The sequence below is a fragment of the Pontibacter rufus genome, from assembly GCF_015694705.1.
GTDB lineage: Bacteria > Bacteroidota > Bacteroidia > Cytophagales > Hymenobacteraceae > Pontibacter > Pontibacter rufus.
Genome location: NZ_JADQDR010000017.1, coordinates 16,576 through 34,883, shown reverse-complemented (window position 1 = coordinate 34,883; position 18,308 = coordinate 16,576). Strand labels below are relative to the sequence as shown.

14 protein-coding genes are annotated in these 18,308 nt (G+C 47.6%); 9 read left to right on the top strand and 5 right to left on the bottom strand.

Annotation, left to right across the window (positions count from 1 at the left end):
• Window positions 1-31: 31 nt before the first annotated feature.
• Window positions 32-454, bottom strand: a complete 423-nt coding sequence (locus I2I11_RS20630) for a VOC family protein (RefSeq protein WP_196269649.1) — start codon at window positions 452-454, stop codon at window positions 32-34.
• A gap of 54 nt (window positions 455-508) precedes the next feature.
• Window positions 509-919, bottom strand: a complete 411-nt coding sequence (locus tag I2I11_RS20625) for a VOC family protein (protein ID WP_196269648.1) — start codon at window positions 917-919, stop codon at window positions 509-511.
• A gap of 237 nt (window positions 920-1,156) precedes the next feature.
• Between I2I11_RS20625 and I2I11_RS20620 the strand changes: the two genes are divergently transcribed.
• Window positions 1,157-2,134 carry a GlxA family transcriptional regulator gene (locus tag I2I11_RS20620; protein ID WP_196269647.1) on the top strand — a complete coding sequence of 326 codons (978 nt, stop codon included), beginning with the start codon at window positions 1,157-1,159 and terminating at the stop codon, window positions 2,132-2,134.
• 167 nt (window positions 2,135-2,301) lie between these two features.
• The gene (locus tag I2I11_RS20615) at window positions 2,302-3,225 is read left to right on the top strand and encodes a DUF389 domain-containing protein (RefSeq protein ID WP_196269646.1); all 924 of its coding nucleotides are present in this window, start codon (window positions 2,302-2,304) and stop codon (window positions 3,223-3,225) included.
• A 179-nt stretch (window positions 3,226-3,404) separates the two neighbouring features.
• Here I2I11_RS20615 and I2I11_RS20610 read toward each other — a convergent pair whose 3' ends face one another.
• The 3 genes from I2I11_RS20610 to I2I11_RS20600 form a co-directional block, all read right to left on the bottom strand.
• Window positions 3,405-3,794: a hypothetical protein gene (locus I2I11_RS20610; protein WP_196269645.1), complete on the bottom strand. Its 390-nt coding sequence runs from the start codon at window positions 3,792-3,794 to the stop codon at window positions 3,405-3,407.
• 193 nt (window positions 3,795-3,987) lie between these two features.
• Window positions 3,988-4,134, bottom strand: coding sequence for a hypothetical protein (locus tag I2I11_RS20605; protein ID WP_196269644.1), 147 nt, complete (start codon window positions 4,132-4,134; stop codon window positions 3,988-3,990).
• Window positions 4,135-4,271: 137 nt separating this feature from the next.
• Window positions 4,272-4,727 (bottom strand): cold-shock protein, encoded by a 456-nt coding sequence (locus I2I11_RS20600; RefSeq protein ID WP_196269643.1) that lies wholly within the window; start codon window positions 4,725-4,727, stop codon window positions 4,272-4,274.
• Between the two features lie 1,403 nt (window positions 4,728-6,130).
• On the opposite strand from I2I11_RS20600, the gene I2I11_RS20595 reads away from it, so the two are divergent.
• The 7 genes from I2I11_RS20595 to I2I11_RS20565 all read left to right on the top strand — a co-directional run bounded on the left by I2I11_RS20595 (window position 6,131) and on the right by I2I11_RS20565 (window position 18,293).
• Entirely contained in the window at window positions 6,131-9,220 is a 3,090-nt protein-coding gene (locus I2I11_RS20595; protein ID WP_196269642.1) for a SusC/RagA family TonB-linked outer membrane protein, read from the top strand.
• An 8-nt stretch (window positions 9,221-9,228) separates the two neighbouring features.
• Window positions 9,229-10,899 carry a RagB/SusD family nutrient uptake outer membrane protein gene (locus tag I2I11_RS20590; RefSeq protein WP_196269641.1) on the top strand — a complete coding sequence of 557 codons (1,671 nt, stop codon included), beginning with the start codon at window positions 9,229-9,231 and terminating at the stop codon, window positions 10,897-10,899.
• Between the two features lie 119 nt (window positions 10,900-11,018).
• A complete protein-coding gene (locus I2I11_RS20585) occupies window positions 11,019-12,500 on the top strand; it encodes an outer membrane protein assembly factor BamB family protein (RefSeq protein WP_196269640.1) in 1,482 nt (493 codons plus the stop codon).
• A gap of 149 nt (window positions 12,501-12,649) precedes the next feature.
• On the top strand, window positions 12,650-13,495 hold the full coding sequence (locus I2I11_RS20580; protein WP_230680528.1) for an endonuclease/exonuclease/phosphatase family protein: 846 nt from the start codon (window positions 12,650-12,652) through the stop codon (window positions 13,493-13,495).
• A 399-nt stretch (window positions 13,496-13,894) separates the two neighbouring features.
• Window positions 13,895-14,974 (top strand): ROK family protein, encoded by a 1,080-nt coding sequence (locus tag I2I11_RS20575; protein ID WP_230680526.1) that lies wholly within the window; start codon window positions 13,895-13,897, stop codon window positions 14,972-14,974.
• A gap of 234 nt (window positions 14,975-15,208) precedes the next feature.
• A complete protein-coding gene (locus I2I11_RS20570) occupies window positions 15,209-16,033 on the top strand; it encodes an endonuclease/exonuclease/phosphatase family protein (protein ID WP_196269638.1) in 825 nt (274 codons plus the stop codon).
• Between the two features lie 58 nt (window positions 16,034-16,091).
• On the top strand, window positions 16,092-18,293 hold the full coding sequence (locus tag I2I11_RS20565) for an alpha-N-acetylglucosaminidase (RefSeq protein ID WP_230680524.1): 2,202 nt from the start codon (window positions 16,092-16,094) through the stop codon (window positions 18,291-18,293).
• The last annotated feature ends 15 nt before the right edge of the window (window positions 18,294-18,308 follow it).

Below are 18,308 nucleotides of genomic sequence, written 5' to 3'. Positions count from 1 at the left end.
TTTCGGGTATTTGCTATCTGCCTGCTTCCTATTATTTCTGTGCGGAGCTTACCATCCAGTGAATGCCGAATTTATCTGTGATCATGCCGAAGTAGTCGCCCCAGAAAGTATCCTGAAGTGGCATGGTTACCTGCCCGCCTGCAGCGAGCCCCTGAAACAGTTTGTCTGCTTCTGCCTTGCTTTCGGCGCTGACGGATAAGCTGAAGTTGTTGCCGACTGTTAGCGTATGTCCCATAGATTCCAGTGCGTCTGTGCCCATAAGGATATTTCCCTGCCCGATGGGTAAAGATATATGCATAATTTTATCCTGCTCCTCGGCAGGCACCCTGGCCGCCTCTGGTGTGTCTTTAAAGCGCTGTAAAGCAATAAACTCACCGCCAAATACGGATTTATAAAAATTAAAAGCTTCTTCGGTGGTCCCCTTAAAGTTCAGGTAAGGATTTAGTGTAGCCATTTTCTATATATTTAAATTGTGAGTTGATTATACTTGTTACCTTCCTCGATAATTTTAGCCCTGGTTGATAGCACCTGGCGCCATATACACCAATTCCCACAGGTGCCCATCCAAATCCTGAAAGCCATGCCCATACATAAATTCCTGCTGCTGTTTTTCATTAGGTGTTGTTGCACCGGCTGCAATTGCCTTGTTTACCATCTCATCTACTTCTTCCCGGCTGTCGGCAGATAAGCATATAATTGCTTCTGTGCATTTGGTGGCATCGGCAATTTCTTTTTTTGTAAAAGTTTTAAAGAACTCTTCAACTAAAAGCATGACGTATATATCATCGCTCACAATCAAACAGGTGGCGTTGTCGTCGGTAAATTGCGAATTAAATTTGAAACCGAGCCTGGTGAAAAAGGCTACTGATCTGTTAAGGTCTTTAACAGGTAAATTCACGAAGATTTTAGTTGTTCCCATTGCTTTTATGTTTTAATTATCAGTTAGTTCTTATTGCTGTTCTTGTCCTTGTTACATTACAAATGTACTGTCAGAAATCTGGTTTCAGGAGGTGCTAATCCGGCAATATCGGGGTTGATTGCGACAACAATTATGTATACCTTGGAACCTGTGAAACGACCGTGGAGCAGCCGGAAGTGAATAGGAGGGGGAAGACTGGTGGGTTCATCAGAGGCTAAAAAAAGCAAGTATAAACAGATGAAACATATATCCATCCTGGTTCCGGAAGGAGCTATTTTAGGCAGTATAGAAGGCCCGCGCCAGGTGTTTACGGAAGTAAACAAACTGCTGCAAAGTATGGGGAAGCCTGCTTTGTTCGATGTGCAGCTGGTAGGGCTTTCGAAGCAGGTATCAGCAGCAGGCGGAAAGTATACTGTTTACACCGATGTGGTCGCAAGCGATACAAGTAAAACAGACCTGATCGTTATTCCGGCGCTGGACGGCGACATGGTGCAGAACCTGGAGCATAACCGGGATTTTGTGCCCTGGATAATAAAGCAGCATAAAGGTGGCGCCGAAGTAGCCAGTCTTTGTGTGGGCGCTTTCCTGCTGGCCTCTACCGGGTTAATAACCGGCCGGCAGTGCGCCACGCACTGGATGGCCGCCAATCAATTCAGGAAGATGTTTCCGGAAGTGCTCCTGGTGGAAGATAAAATTATTACAGATGAAAAGGGAATTTATTCCAGCGGCGGCGCTTTCTCTTACCTCAACCTGATTTTATACCTCATCGAAAAGTATGCTGGAAAAGACATAGCCGTTTTTATGGCGAAAGCTTTCCAGATTGAAATGGAACGCCGCAGCCAGTCGCCGTTCATCATCTTTAAAGGCCAGAAAGAGCACGAAGATGAGTTAATTAAAACCGCTCAGGAATTTATTGAGCAGAATTTCCAGGATAAAATTACGGTAGAGCAACTGGCCTCGATGCTGGCCCTGAGCCGCCGGAACCTGGAACGCCGGTTTAAGAAAGCCACCGCTAACTCCATCGTAGCCTACATACAACGCGTGAAAATAGAAGCAGCCAAAATGAGCCTCGAAACATCGCGCGAAAACGTGAACGAAGTCATGTACAACGTGGGCTACACCGACCCGAAAGCTTTCCGCACTACTTTTAAACGCATCACCGGTTTATCGCCGGTACAGTATCGCAGCAAATATAACCGGGAGTTGGCAGTGTGAACGTTTGAATAAAGCAGATTAAGTACTCTTCAACCATTGGCGCTTGTTGCGTTCATCCACACTGCTGCCTTCAGGGCAATCCCGGAGAAGTACCAACCTTTTTATTTCGGCTAAGTATAAGTATCTACTTTTTTATACGAAGACAATTCGTCAGGAAGGGGATATGTATGCGCTTAATTACTGTGAAAGCTCCGGAAGGACAGGGTAAAAACATTGCTGAAGTAGCCTTTGCTGCAGGAGCCGCGCAGGTATCATTCCGCCAGGCAATGCAGTACACTGCTGATCACCAGGAAACAGTATTGGATGTGGTGGAGATAGAAACTGCCACCCCAAAGGCCAAGCAGTTCATCGAAAACCTGATGACGGCACCTTTCTATGATCCTGGTTCCTACGCTTTCACCATCCGCCATCCTGAATCGCTGTTTGCTACAGAGCCGCCACACAAAGAGACAAAACCCATCATCAGGCCTACCACAGACGTGTATGAGGAGTTGTGGCAGTTCACCAATATAACGGCCAGCCTGGTGGGCAGGGTTTTTCTATCCGCTATCTTGCTGGCCTACGGAATGGTGGAGGATTTCCTTCCTATTATGATAGCTGGTTTGCTGTTCCTGCCTTTTCACCACCACATGCTGGCCACAGGGCTGGGAGTTGTGCTCAGGGAGTGGCGCTTTTTAGCGCAAGGCCTCCTGGCTTTGCTTATTTCCACATTGCTGATTATGCTCGCCGGAGTTTGTGTGGCTTTGTTTTTAGAGCCTCCTATCGGCTGGCAGGAGTTTGGCTCACCACTCTCGGGCTTTATACTTGCCTCCGTTATCGGTATTGCCGCCGGGCTTGGCGCCGTAGACGATGCCGGGCGCAGAGAACTTGTAGGACTTGCTGCCACAGCTCATATCTCCGTTTATCCGGCCTGGTTCGGGCTAAAGCTCATCTATGGTTTTGGTGCGGGAGAAAAATGGATGGATCACCTGCTAACCTTTGGCATCAATATTTCCTCTTTAACACTTGCTGCCGGTATTACCTTTGCCTTTATGCGCATGAAAGGCGCAGGCATCAGGCGGTTCGTGGAACAAAAGAATAAAGTAAAATAGCAACTCAGGTACAAAATGTTTGCGCCTCAGGCTGCCGGAGATACTTTTATGAAGTATAGTGCCTTACAAGCTCTCTTCTTATACTTCCGGAGGATAAATTGTGGCTGCTGAAAAAATGTTTTACCGCCGACACTTGCATCAAAAGCTGATACCAGCCCTGCCCTGATAAAAATGCCTGTTTATTCTATAAGACGTTCATAGTGCGCCAGTTCCTCTGCCCAGGCCTCTTCCTGAAGGTTATGGAAGTATTGCGCTTCTATTTCGCTTTTGTCTATACTTGTGGGGTTCAGGGAAAAGGCTCCCTGCTCAAACAGTTGCCTGGCATGCCGGTGAAAAACCTGGTACATGGTCCAAACCATTAAATCAGCATAAGTATTCTCCTGGCCTATTGCCGCTTCCACTTCATTCCAGTGTTTACTTAGCGCGGGCGAAAAGAAATTAGCAGCGGCAGGAGGAGTTGCACCGAAAGTCTTTTTTGAAGGTTTGGCCTCCAGGAGCATCCCGTCAGAGAAGTTTATTTTTTCTCCCCAGGCAGGTATAATGCTGTCGTATATTTCTTTAAATGTCATGTGCTGTAGACAAAAGCTGACGTTATACTTTGGCAAGTATGATTAACATAAATTACCTGCACAGCCATACTATATTATGAGCTATAGTTCTTATCGTAACCGATGATCACGCTGCAGCCATTTACCTGGCATATATAGTCAGTATTTACAACTGTCCGTAACATCCCTTCTGAATTGTGGATTTCATTTGGCATTAGGGCAATAATACCGCAAAAGCATCTGCGCCCGCGAGCATCACATGGTTGGCTTCGTCCCGGGTACAGTCTTCCGGAGCCGCTATGTATAATGGCTGCAACAGGGGAGTCCGGAAGTATGCCTGCTGCCGGCTTTTACTTTCCATCCACGTTATTTATGATCACAGCAGGTACGGCCAGACGCTATGTTGTATTGCGTTTAGCAGTACCTGCTGCACTAATATTTAAACGGCACCAGCTATCTGTTGTGTTGTATAAGGCCAGCAGATATGATGCGTGCTCTCTAGCTGATAAGCTGCACATTGATGGCATTCAGCCCTTTCAACCCCTTCTCTACTTCGAAGCTAACTTTGTCATTCTCTTTAATCGAGTCCGTTAAACCATTCTGGTGAACAAAAATGCTCTCCTGCGTTTCGTGGTCCTTGATAAAGCCGTATCCTTTGGAAGTATTAAAGAAAGTTACGGTTCCCTTTCTGATTAAATCAGCCGGGTCAAGATCTTCCTGCCTCGACACGCCAATTTGTATATCTTCCTGCTTAATTTCTTTTTTATTCTTCGGGTCCGGAGGAGTAGATGTAATGTTGCCGTTATCATCCACGTAAGCAAGCATTTCGTCTATGCCTTTTCCTTTGTTTGAAGTAGCATTACGTTCTTCCTTCTTCTGTTCCTTATCCTGTCTTTTCTTAAGTTTTTTCTTTTCTTTTTCTTTTTTACTGAAGGTTTCCTGTGATCTACCCATATTGTGTTCTTTATTGTTGATGTTAAGTACTGTATTTTTGGTTAATATGCAGGCTTTGCATCCCTGTCTGTTATCAGAACAAGATTTTTACGCTCTTCGTTGCGTATTGTCTTCCGGAGAAGAATTAAATATACCATTTACCTGTATGTAATTCAACTGCGGCCCTGTCTTTTTCGGAACAGCAACTTTCCAGGTTCGCGAAAGTCCTGCTATACGGAGGCGGGTTTTGTCCTTTTATCTGTGCGTTATGTATAGATGTTCACGTACTATAGTGGCTGTTTTCCGTTCCGTATAGATCTGGCGGAACATCCTGCCGGCAACTAAAACTATAGCAGGGTACACAGGAGCAGCCCGGTGCAAGCAAATAAAAAAGCCTTACTGTATGCAAGGCTTTTACATAACGGCTGTATCAGAACTAAGCACGCGAACCGTTTCCGGCATTCAGCCCGTTTGTGCCTTCCTGCAGGACCGATTTATTTCGTCCTTTTCTCTGAAATCATCTGCAAACCCGGATCCGGGAACGGAATATCCCTGGTCTGCATGTGCACCCCTGATAAACCCGGAACCTCCAAAATCATTAAAATTTTACTGCCCCATTAGCCATGTAGTTGTGCTTGCTTCTGCCTGTATCATCCCGGCAAACATACTTGTTAAGTATTTTCTACAAAATACAACAATTAAGCACGGAGATGCAACTTAAAGCGCAGAAGGATTAAGCGCTAATAGACGTATTCTTGTATGACATATTATCTATTATAAATTAATAACATAAACTTAATGTAAAAAATCAATTAAGTCCTTGCATTTAATAAAAAAAATTGTTTTCTTTAGATAATAGAATCACGGCCGAGGGTTTGGAAGAGGATAAGGATAGCTTAAAAAGCACCTGATAATGTGTAGCAGGCCGGGGTTAAAAGTGAAGCGCTGGAAGTTGAAGCGTGTATTACCAAAGGCGATCTTATACTTAAGGTAAGCTGCAAAAGGGTGCCTAATCCTGATGCAAAAGTTGGAAGTTAAGCTCGCCCGGAATTAAATGTGTTTTTGAAATCAAATCGTCAGCAAGGCTGAAAAGGATTGATATAGAGTAATTTTCATTACGACTGAATAGTTGCCGGGCATCAAGTTGAACACTTGTGTTTTTGACACAGGGGCTCTCCTGAAGCAGGTTACTAAAAACTTACTGCCGGAAGCCGTCTTTGTATTTATGCAAGTGATGCGCTACAAGCCTGGCAGGTATTGCCAGAACTGTTCTTAAAGGAGCGGTAGCCGGCAGCAGTAGCGGAAAGAACTCTGAAAACGTTTTAATAAGGTAATCACTAAACTTCCATGTTGTCATGAACCAAAAGTTACAATTCAAGAACAGTAGCGGCTCGCATCGGAGATGCGCGCTGTTATTGTTAGCGATGCTCAGCGTTACTCCGCTTGTGGGGTTCTCCGCTGGGCCTGGAACCCCAGCTTTTTCGAGGAATGCCATTGCCGCTGCAGTGGGTAATAAGCAGGATGCTCCTGTGTCAGGTGTGGTAAGAGATGCCAGCGGGCAGCCGCTTCCGGGAGTTTCGGTTTCTTTAAAAGGAACAAGCACCGGCACCATTACGGATGTAGACGGCCGCTTCACGATCGATGTATCCGGTGTTCCGCAGCCGGTGCTTGTGTTTTCCTATATCGGTTTTAAAGACCAGGAAGTAACGATAGGAGATCAGAATACTTTCAATATATCACTGCAGGAAGATGTCAAATTGATGGATGAGGTGGTGGTAGTGGGGTATGGCACGCAGAAAAAAGCCAACCTGACCGGCGCCGTAAGCCAGGTTACTTCCGAGGTGCTGGAAGATCGGCCGGTTACAAACGTAACTTCCGGTCTGCAGGGTACCATGCCCGGGGTAACGATAACGAATGCCAGCGGAGTGCCGGGAAATAATTCCGGTGATATCCGCATCAGAGGCCTGGGTACCTGGGGCGACGCCCAGCCACTGGTGGTAATTGATGGTATCACCAGTACCGTATCCAACCTTAACATACTTAATCCGAGCGACATTGCGACGGTCTCTGTGCTGAAAGACGCGGCATCCTCCTCTATTTACGGGGTGCGGGGTGCAAACGGGGTAATTGTAGTAACCACTAAAAAAGGGAGTACCGGCAAACCTGCTATCTCTTATGATGGCTACTTCGGTATACAAACCCCTACAGCTTTGCCTGAATTCCTGGGATCGCCGGAGTATATGCAACTGCTGAATGAGGCACAACGCAATGTGGGCCTGAACCCTACTTACTCCGACGAGCAGATTGAAATTGCCCGCAACGGTTCTGATCCGAATTATTACGCCAATACAGATTGGATGGATGCCATATACAAGGACTACGCGCCGCAGCAAAGCCATAATCTGAGTGTAAGTGGCGGGGCCGAAAATATAAGCTATTATTTATCCTATGGTTATTTAAAAGAGGGCGGGCTTATTACAGGAGATAACTACCAGGCACGCAGGCACAATGTCCGGGCAAAGCTTAGTACCACGTTTTTAGATAGGCTGGATGTCTCAGCTAACTTAGGATACATCGATCGCGGGTATACCGGCTCTGCCGAAGGCGTTGGCTCCGGCTCCGGCCCCCTTTATGCCGCAACACAGATAGTGCCCCTCGTGCCGGTTCGTTTCACTACGGGAGGCTGGGGTTACCTTGGCGGGCAGCGCAACCCCGTGGCTGTAACGACGGATGGTGGAACAGACGATTTCGCTTCTCAGGAGTTTACGGCAAACCTCAATGCATCTATAGAGCTGTTCGACGGCTTCAGGTTAAGAGGGCAGTATGGCCTGATTCGTTCTAATTCCATGAGGACCATCTTCTCTAAAACTATAAATTATTATAGCCCTATAGATGGCTCCATTATTTATAAGACCAACTTCCCGAATAAGATTGACAGAAGAGACTACACGAACATGTTTCAGACGATGCTTGTAGCGGCTGAGTATGAAAAAACTTTTGCTGACAAGCATGACGTGAAGGCTTTACTGGCTGCATCGCGGGAGGAAGAAATAGGCGATAACTTTGCTGCCACCAGAACAGATGTGCCAACGCAGGTAGGAACGGGAAACCTTGCGCTAGGCACAGAGAACCAGCTGAATAGTGCCAGTGCAAACCAATGGGCATTGCAGTCGCTTTTCGGGAGGGTTAATTATGGGTTCGATAACCGTTATTTATTTGAAGCTAATTTCAGGTATGATGGTTCCTCTAAGTTTGCACCTGATTTACGCTGGCAACTGTTCGGTGCCGCTTCTGTTGGCTGGGTTTTTACGGAAGAAAGTTTCTTAGAGGGTATCCGGGATGTGGTGGAATTTGGTAAGCTGCGTTATTCTTATGGTACGCAGGGAAATGACAGGGTAGAAAATTATGCTTTTCTCAATGTTCTCGAACCTGTGGAAACCATGCCTATAGGCTATATAAATACCATAGGTTACAGGCAAGCCGGGGTTCCGAACGAGTTTTTAACCTGGGAAACGCAGCTTAAACAAAATCTCGGGCTTGACCTGGTATTTTTAAGAGGCCGTTTAGGGGTTACGGCTGATTACTTCAAGAACGAGACCAGCGACCTGCTGCTGAGGCTTGCGCTGCCTGGTGTGTTAGGCGGCGATCCTCCTTATCAGAATGTCGGCAAGTTGGAGAACAGGGGATGGGAGTTACAGTTCGACTGGAGAGATGATATCGGCGATTTTACTTATGGTGCAAACTTCAACATCTCTGATGTTCGGAATGAACTGACAGAACTGGCCGGAACTGACTATCTGGGCGATCGGATAAGAAGGGAAGGCGACCCCTTGGATGCCTTCTATGGACTGGTGGCAGACCGTCTGGCCCAGGAAAATGATTTCTCCTATGATCCGGAACAAGGCCAGTTCGTACCCGATTTTCCATACATCCATAATGATCCGATGGCCCAGCCAGGCGACATCATTTACAAGGATCTGAACGGCGACGGCGAGATCACGCTGGATGATGACCGGCAGGTGCTCGGCAGTCACATACCCCGTTATACTTATGGCTTCCGGGGCACTGCGGGCTGGAAAGGCATAGATTTTAGCTTTTTCCTGCAGGGCGTAGGCAAAGCAAACGGCTATTTGTTTGGTGCTGCGCGCCACGCCCTGATAAGCGAAGGCAGCCTGCCGCAACCCATTCACCTGGACCGCTGGACGCCTGAAAACACGGATGCAACCTACCCCCGCTTAACGTATCAGCAAACCTATAACCAGCGCTTGTCTACTTACTGGCTGGAGGATGCTTCTTATCTGCGCCTGAAGAATATCCAGATCGGCTATACTTTGCCGTCGCAGCTCACTGAAAAGTTCAGGGTTGACCGGCTGAGAATCTATGCTTCTGCTGATAACCTGCTCACCAAAACAGATTTCTTCTACGCCTACGACCCCGAAACACCTGTAAGCAACGGGGGCTATTATCCCCAGGTAAAAACCTTTGTGCTTGGTTTAAACATCAACCTTAAGTAAGACAGATCATGAAAAAGAAATATATATTGAGCATCCTGTTAAGCGCATTCCTGCTGGGTTCCTGCGAAGATGATTTCCTGGACAGGGCTCCGCTGGATCAAATCACAGATGAAAATTTCTGGCAAACGGAAGAGCAGTTAGAACTGGCGGTTGATGCCATGTACGGGTACCTGAAGGCCAAGAATACCGTAGATATGGCGATCATGGGGGATAATACCTACTGGCCGTCTAACAATAATTTTAAACAAATCGGGAGTGGTAATTTTAGTTACGATTTAAGCACGATTAACAACGAGTGGACCGGTTTGTACACTGGGATACGCCAGGCAAACACTTTCCTGGCAAACTATAAGAATGCCGCGGTGCAGGACCCTGAGAAGGCTGAAGAACTAGCTGCACAGGTCCGTGTTATACGTGCTTACCTGTATAGTTATTTAACTGCCTTTTTCGGAGATGTGCCCCTTGTAACCGAGCCGCTAGGCATTGATGAACTGTATGGCCCGCGCGACCCCAGAGAGGAAGTAGTGGACTTTATGCTGGCTGAACTAGATATGGCGGCTGAACACTTACCTGCCGAAATCCCGACGGGAGATGATGCGGGCCGCCTGAACAAGGGAGCTGCTTTAGCTTTGAAAGCCAGGATAGCCTTGTATAATGAACGCTGGGAAGTGGCAGAGGAAGCGGCCAAGGCGGTGATGGATATGGGAATTTATGAATTGTTTGATGTAGGTGACCCAAGTTCGAATTACCGCAGGCTGTTTACTTACGAGGGCAAACTGTCTGGTGGCAACAACCGGGAAACCATTATCTCGCGATTGCACCTAGAGGGCGTTTCAGACCACAACCTCAGCCGTGAGATACAGGTGCCGGACCAGGGCGTTCGTTGGAACCCCACCAAATCATTGGTAGACGATTACCTGATGAGCGATGGTTTGCCTATCGAGAAATCCCCCTTATATAGTGTGAATACTTATAACGAAGTATTTGAAAACCGCGACCCGCGTATGACGCAGACCATTCTGGAACCTGGTTCTCCGTGGGGCGGCCGCTACGACTCCAGCCCGGAACATAAAGATGCTGATCCCAGCAACGACCATCCTGATATTTTTGTGGTGCCCAAGTTCTCGTCCGATAAAAGAGGAGCAGCCACCTATACGGGTTACTATTTTACAAAGTATGTAGAGCCGTCTACGGTAGGGCAGGTTAGCAAGGATGTGAACGATATACACCTGCTGCGCTATGCGGAAGTACTATTAACATATGCAGAAGCCAGACTGGAACAAGGCGAGCTGACACAGGAGGACGTGGATATGACCATCAACAAGCTGCGTGACCGGGTAGGTATGAAGCACATGGATTTAGCCGAGCTGACAGCAAACGGATTGGATATCCGCGAGGAGGTTCGCCGTGAACGACGCATAGAGCTTGCGCTGGAAGGACAGCGCTACTTCGACATTATCCGCTGGAGAAAAGGTGATCTGCTGGCAAAAGATGTAAAAGGAACCAATGTGAACTGGCTATCCAACAAAGAAGATGCCGCCGGGCTGCGCACCGATGACAAAGGCTTTATCATTGTGCTCAACGGTAACAGATTTGAAGAACCTAAAAACTACTTGTGGCCTATTCCTTTGGAGCAGCTGCAACTCAACCCTGAACTCGGGCAAAATCCGGGATGGTAGCAGGTATGGTTTCTCAGGTTGGTGATGCTGTGGTTTGGTATGCCGGGAGGTTATACTTAACTGCTGCATCACAGGTAACCAGCGTCTAAAATATTTATAAGAACTAAATACCAGGAATAATGAAAAATGTAAAAATACTATTGCTAGGCCTGTTCTTCAGTCTCGCGTTTTTCGGTTGCAAAGACGATGACATGGAAGGCCTGCTGCCGCCCGGTGCCGATTTTAATTATACACCTGAGGCACCCGTAGCAGAGCAGGAGATACTTTTCTATGCTGACCCCACTGAAGGCTCAGGCGAGATTGTGGAGTGGAACTGGAGTTTTGGCGATGCGGACGGATCTACATCCGACAAGCGCAATCCATACTTCACATACCCAGCGGCAGGCACTTACGATGTAACACTTACTGTTAAAAATGCCGCAGGGGCATCTTTTGAGGTTACAAAGCCGGTAGAAGTAGCGCCGCCGCCGAAGGATTTTATAGCTGACATCGTATGGGAGTTCACCAACAACACTCCTGTTACCGGGATTAATGAAGGAACAAATGCACCCGTGATAGGGGACGATGGCTCAGTTTATTATGTGGAAGGCTACGCCGGATCAGACAGCAAGGTCGTGGCGGTTACGGATCAGGGGGAAAGCGCTCAGCTCAAGTGGGCTACCGCACCCGGCAACCGCATTCAGAATGCGCCATCCATGGGGCCTGACGGGAACATATACATTGAGGCCTGGCTTGCGAACGGAATTTTTAAGATAAACGGAGCTACCGGCGAAATAATGTGGAACGGAAATACGGTGGCGCAGGTATCCAATAACACGGCAGCAATTGATGCAGAGGGTAACATTTACCACGGATCAAGATCTAACGCGCTGGCGGGCATATTTTCCTGGACCTCTGGTGGTGAAAAGCGATGGGAGATTGTAGGGGTAGGGGCCTTTTACGCGGCACCGGCTATCAGCAAAGATGGTAAAACTGTATACTATCTGAATACCGACACCGGCAAAATATGGGCTGTAAATACAGCAGACGGCACCCTGAAATGGAGCGATCCGGTCGGGGCTAACTCCGGTGGTTACGGTCCTTCCGTATCGCTGGATGGCGAAGGCACTATCTATTTTACTACTAACGAGCAGGTGGCAGCAGTTACGGATAATGGCGAAAGCGGAGCTGTGAAGTGGATTGCTGATATACCTGGTGCTGCTAACTCAGGCGTAACGATAGGGCCAAATGGCGACCTGTATACCGGTGCCGGAGCAGGGTTGGTATCGATTAACCCTGCCGATGGATCTGTTAACTGGACCTATAGCCTTTCTACAAACGAAAGTATGCCAGCCGTGGATGTAAATGGAAACATATACATTGGCACGACAGATGGAAAGCTGGTTGTGGTAAATCCTGAGGGGATGTTGCTGAAAGAATTTCAGTTAGGAGATGGCGTGGTAAACTCTCCTACCATAGCCAATGACGGAACAGTTTACATAGAGGCAGTGGCCGGTAATGTTATCAAGTTGTTTAAAATAGCTGTGGCAGAAAGCGGGCCTGCCGATTCTCCATGGCCTATGAAAGGACAGAATGTGAAAAATACAGGACAGATACAATAGAGCGCTGACAATAACCGGCAGAACTCCTGTGCTATAACATTATAAACCATTCGCCCCGGCAGTGATGGGGTGAATGGTTTAGCTGCCGCAGTTAGCTAACTAACCGTATTGTCCTGAATTGCCGGCTAATAGCATTAAAATTACAGATTATGACAAGACTGTTTATGGGTATGATAGCGGGTGTTGCGCTGCTGGCTGCCTCCTGCAATAAATCAGCGGAAGCACCCGAACCGGCTCCGGTGGATCAGCCTGTTGATGAAGCAGACAGCGTGTCTTCGCTGAAGGTGATGTCTTACAATATTCATCATTGCAATCCGCCGGCAAAATCGGATTTTATCGATGTAAATGCCATCGTGAACGTGATAAATGCAGAAAAGCCGGACTTACTGGCGCTGCAGGAAGTGGATGTAAATACAGACCGCTCCGGCGCTGTTAACCAGGCACAGGAAATAGCGAACAAACTGCACATGCATTACTTTTTCGGTAAAGCGATTGATTACCAGGGCGGCGCGTATGGTGTAGCTATACTTTCAAAGTATCCCCTTACCGAAGCCGTTGTACATCAGCTTCCGGTAAAAGCTGGCACCAACGGCGAACCCCGTGTGCTGGCTACCGCTAAAGTTACATTACCAGATGGCGCAGTGATTCGCTTTGGCAGTACACATCTTGATGCGCAGTCGGACCCGGCGAACAGGCGGTTGCAGGTAGATGAGCTAACGGAAATTGCTGCCGGAGAAAGCCTGCCGTTTATAATTGCCGGCGATTTTAATGCCACCCCTGACTCTGAGGTTATCAATAGGTTAGATACTCAGTTTAAAAGAACCTGCCAGATATGTGCCCCCACGATTCCGGCTACAAATCCAGGCAGGGCTATCGACTTTATAGCCTATCGGCACCCTGCAAATAAGTTTAGCGTGGCGAGCCACCGGGTAATAAACGAGCAGTATGCTTCTGATCACAGGCCTGTAGTAGCTGTTATCAATGTTGAGGAATAACCGATTTGGTTTATCCAGGCTGAATCATTTTTATACTTGGGGTGACTAAAGCATTATAATACTAAAACGGAAGACCGGTAGCTTAGAAAGCCATCTGGGGGTGTATCAAAGACCTTTCGGATACTTTAATATAATAAATTAAGAGTATTTACTTGATTGAAAATTTAATAAAAGTTCTTGCTTTTAGCTACAAAAATAACATCCTTTAAGTAAACATTAGCATCAGGAAAAATGAGCACTTTGATACTGGAGGAATCTTATTTAGACACCCTCAATAATATTGAGAGAAAGAAACATACACAAAAAATTAAAATTATAAAGCATTTATATATAAAGGGGCCTAAAACAAACTCAGACCTATGCAACTATTTTAATATAAGCTGGCCTACATCCACGAGCTTGCTCAACGAACTTACCAATGAAGGCCTTGTCGAAAAGAAAGGCCAGGGGAAGTCTGAAGGTGGGCGTAAACCCGATTTATACGGCCTACGGGATAATTCCCTGTTTGTGTTAAGCATCGCCATGGGCCGGTTCAGAACAAGGATGGCTATTTTTGACAACAACCATAATAATATTACAGGGATACAGACATTTCCCGTCCGGATTTCTGAAGGCTTAAAGGCGGTTGATGAGTTGCAGGCATTTGCAGCAAAGCTTATACAAGATTCTGGAATTGATGCCGATAAATTAATGTGTGTGGGTGTAAGTATGCCCGGATTGGTAGCTACCAAAGAAGGAAACAATTATACCTATATGCACACAAACACTGCAAATGAGTCGTTGCAGCAGTTGCTTGCCAGGAAATTCAACAAGCCGGTTTATATCCAGAATGATGTTAAAAGCGCCACCCTCGCCGAACTTCGCTTCGGCCTTGCGCATAAAAGAAGAGATGTTCTGGTCCTTTCGCTGGACTGGGGTATAGGTCTGGGCATTATTATGGACGGTAAGCTGCGTAGCGGCACTACCGGTTTTGCAGGTGAGATTGGCCATATACCCCTGGAAAACGATGGTGCGCTGTGCTATTGCGGAAAACGGGGCTGCCTGGAAACGGTTGCCTCGGGAATTGCGCTGGCAAACCTGGCGAAAGAAGGTATAAAATCAGGCCAGCACTCACTGCTTAATGAGCTTTCGGATCAGGAGATAGATAGTATAGAACCTAAACTGGTGATAGATGCTGCAAACAGAGGAGATCAGTACGCCATCAACATCCTGTCTGAAGTTGGGATGTACCTGGGCAAGGGCATTTCTATACTCATACAATTATTCAACCCGGAACTTATCATACTTGGAGGTAAAATGGCAGAGGCGAAGCAGTACATAACTACGCCGATACAGCAGGCCATCAACATGTATTGCATGGCGCAACTAAGGGAAAAAACCGAGATAGCACTTTCTAACCTGGGGCAGGACGCAAGTATACTAGGCTCTGTGGCAGTAGGAATGGAAAATATATTTAAAGATCAGGTAAATATGAATTGATAATTCCAGCTTATAGCAGGCTGGCGCCGGCACCATTGTTTGTAACATACCACCCTTCTGCGGATAAGTATAACCTGGGTATAATGCGCCATTTTTAAATCTGCAGCTGAATGGTTTTTCAGGGATAAAGCGCCAGATGCATTCTTGTGTCGGGAAGGGGATTTAGTGCCGCATCCGGCTGCACTCTCCATTAAGAAACTTTACATCATACAAGTATAATAAACTCTAATTAGCATGAAAAAAACAATAACCTACTGCGCCTTTATACTTGCTGCTTTCTCTATGGTAACGTCATGTTCTGAGAAAACAGTCAGCAATGCTTCCGCGGCATCAGGCAAAAACCAGCTTCGGGTAATGACTTACAACATCCACCATGCCAATCCGCCCAGCAAAGCAGAATCGGGGGAAATAGATTTGGACGCCATTGCCAATACCATCAGAAACCAGAACCCGGACATAGTAGCCCTGCAGGAGGTAGATGTTAACACAGGACGTTCGGGGCCCGTAAACCAGGCTGAGGCTATTGCTGAGAAGCTGGGCATGCACGCATACTTCGGCAGGGCCATCGACTACGGTGGCGGATACTATGGTGTCGCTATACTTTCTAAATATCCGCTGACCGAAACGACTGTTACACACTTGCCGGAAGAGGCTGACCCGAAAGCGGAAGACCGCGTGCTGACAACTGCCAAAATAACCCTGCCCGGCGGCAAAGCAATACGCTTTGGCAGCACACACTTAGATGTGCGCAGCGCCGGGAACCGTGATCAGCAGGTAAGGACCATCAACGACATAGCGGCCAAAGAAAAGATTCCGTTTATAGTGGCCGGGGATTTTAATGCAACGCCTGAGAGCAGCGCTATCGCGGAACTGGACAAGCGCTTTACCCGCACCTGCATCAGCGATTGCGCCCCGACTATTCCGGTAAACAACCCTACCCGAACCATTGATTTTATCGCCTTTACCAAGGATTCGCCTTTTCAGGTTGTATCCCAGAAAGTAATACCCGAAACGTATGCCTCAGATCATTTACCTGTAGTAGTAACACTCAGTTATTAGCAAAATCTACAGCTCTGATGGAGTGATATTGAATTCAAGTTAAATTTAAATCAAGCTTATGCGCACGCAATATTTCTACTTACTGGTTCTGATGGTATTCTGTACATTTTCGTGTACCAATTCCTTGCAAAACCCCACCGAAGAAGCTGCCGTTGTACAGGACAGCCAGCCCGTTGCTGCGGCCAGGGGCGTTATGCAGCGACTGATCGGAGACAGGGCAGCGGATATCAACTTAGAACTTATACCTGCCCAGGACAGCCTGGATACTTACGAAATTGAGGCCAGCAACGGCAGGTTAACGGTGAGGGGCAGCAGTGCCGTAGCGCTGACCTTTGGTTTTTATCAATACCTGAAAAAGGCAACAAACAGCATGGTGAGTTGGAGCGGCGAACACCTGAACCTGCCGGCACAGTGGCCTGATTACCCGAAGGAGCGCGTTACTTCGCCTTACAAATACCGCTACTTTTTGAACGTGGTAACCTATGGCTATACCACGCCTTACTGGGACTGGGAGCGCTGGCAGAAAGAAATAGACTGGATGGCGCTGCATGGTGTAAATATGCCCCTGGCTATGGTGGGCAGCGAGGCGATTGCGGCGCGGGTATGGAAAAAGCTGGGGCTGAGCGACGAGGAAATCAGTGCTTTTTTTACCGGCCCCGCCTACCTGCCCTGGCACCGCATGGGCAACCTGAACAAGTGGGACGGACCTATACCCAGCGGCTGGCACGAAGATCAGCTTCAGTTACAACACCGGATACTGGACCGCATGCGTGCGCTTGGCTTTGCGCCTGTGGCCCCGGCCTTTGCAGGTTTTGTGCCCGAAGGATTTAAGAAACTACACCCGGAACTGGCGGTGCATGCCCTGAAATGGGGCGGTTTCCCGGAAGAATACAACGCATACGTGCTTTCTCCGGACTCGCCTTTTTTCGAAAAAATTGGAAAACTGTTTGTAGAAGAGTGGGAGAAAGAGTTTGGCAAAAACAAGCTCTACCTTTCCGACAGCTTCAACGAAATGGAAGTACCTGTTCCGAAAGATAACCCCAACCTGAAGTATGAGTTGCTGGCAGACTATGGCGAGTCTGTTTACAATTCTATTGTAGCTGGCAATCCTGATGCCGTGTGGGTTACCCAGGGCTGGACGTTTGGCTGGCTGCACAAATTCTGGGACAAAAAGAGCTTAAGTGCATTGCTGTCCAGAGTGCCTGACGACAAGATGATTATACTTGATCTGGCCAACGAATATCCCAGCCTGGTATGGCATATTCCGCTTGTATGGAAAGAGCACGAAGGGTATTATGGCAAGCAGTGGGTATACAGTTACGTGCCGAACTTCGGTGGTAAAACACCTTATACAGGTGTGCTGTCCATGTATGCTTCCGGCGCCATAGATGCCCTTAACTCGCCTTACAGTGCAAGCCTGGTAGGATTTGGATCTGCTCCTGAAGGGATTGAAAACAACGAAGTAGTATACGAGCTGCTGGCCGACATGGGCTGGTCACACGAAAAGATTGACCTGGACAAGTGGATGCAGCAGTATAGCGAAGCCCGTTACGGCGGCTATCCAGAAAAAATGAAAACAGCATGGGAGCAGCTCCGGCAATCGGTGTATAACAGCTTTTCGCCTTACCCCAGATTTGTGTGGCAAACGGTTGAACCCGATACCAGGAGAAAAGGAAGTATAAACGCAGATCCACTTTTCCTAAAAGGCGTGGAGAACTTTCTGGCTAGCTCGGAAGAGCTGAAGGGAAGTGAACTTTACCGCAACGATGCCATAGAGATGGCCATGCTATACTTAGGAATCAAAGCCGATGAATACTACAAGCAAGCTTTAGCGGCAAAGGCAGCCAACAATGCCGCAGCAACAAAGGCTGCCGGAGAAAAGGCCATCAGCATACTACAGGACATCGATCGCCTGCTGGAGTCGCACCCAACGGACCGTTTGCAGCCGTGGGTAGATTTTGCCCGCACACATGGAAATACCACCCAGGAAAAAGATTACTACGAATCTGACGCCAAGCGGCTTATTACCACCTGGGGCGGTGTAAACGAGGATTATGCTGCCAGGCTCTGGAGCGGGTTAATAAGAGATTACTACATTCCGCGCATCAGGCAGCATTTGTTTGAACCTAGTGCTGACCTTGATGCCTGGGAAGAAGCCTGGGTTCAAAAGCCTGGAGTAAGCGAACAGGCTCCTTTTGCAGATCCGCTGGCTAAAGCGAAGGAGCTGGTGGCGAAGTTTAGCACCACAACAAATCAGTAAACGCTATGGCAGGCG

Coding starts and splice junctions, on each gene's coding strand:
- I2I11_RS20585 (WP_196269640.1), top strand. CDS start 11,019: ATGAAAAATGTAAAAATACTATTGCTAGGCCTGTTCTTCAGTCTCGCG.
- I2I11_RS20600 (WP_196269643.1), bottom strand. CDS start 4,727: ATGGGTAGATCACAGGAAACCTTCAGTAAAAAAGAAAAAGAAAAGAAA.
- I2I11_RS20615 (WP_196269646.1), top strand. CDS start 2,302: ATGCGCTTAATTACTGTGAAAGCTCCGGAAGGACAGGGTAAAAACATT.
- I2I11_RS20630 (WP_196269649.1), bottom strand. CDS start 454: ATGGCTACACTAAATCCTTACCTGAACTTTAAGGGGACCACCGAAGAA.
- I2I11_RS20590 (WP_196269641.1), top strand. CDS start 9,229: ATGAAAAAGAAATATATATTGAGCATCCTGTTAAGCGCATTCCTGCTG.
- I2I11_RS20570 (WP_196269638.1), top strand. CDS start 15,209: ATGAAAAAAACAATAACCTACTGCGCCTTTATACTTGCTGCTTTCTCT.
- I2I11_RS20605 (WP_196269644.1), bottom strand. CDS start 4,134: ATGGAAAGTAAAAGCCGGCAGCAGGCATACTTCCGGACTCCCCTGTTG.
- I2I11_RS20625 (WP_196269648.1), bottom strand. CDS start 919: ATGGGAACAACTAAAATCTTCGTGAATTTACCTGTTAAAGACCTTAAC.
- I2I11_RS20595 (WP_196269642.1), top strand. CDS start 6,131: ATGCTCAGCGTTACTCCGCTTGTGGGGTTCTCCGCTGGGCCTGGAACC.
- I2I11_RS20620 (WP_196269647.1), top strand. CDS start 1,157: ATGAAACATATATCCATCCTGGTTCCGGAAGGAGCTATTTTAGGCAGT.
- I2I11_RS20580 (WP_230680528.1), top strand. CDS start 12,650: ATGACAAGACTGTTTATGGGTATGATAGCGGGTGTTGCGCTGCTGGCT.
- I2I11_RS20565 (WP_230680524.1), top strand. CDS start 16,092: ATGCGCACGCAATATTTCTACTTACTGGTTCTGATGGTATTCTGTACA.
- I2I11_RS20610 (WP_196269645.1), bottom strand. CDS start 3,794: ATGACATTTAAAGAAATATACGACAGCATTATACCTGCCTGGGGAGAA.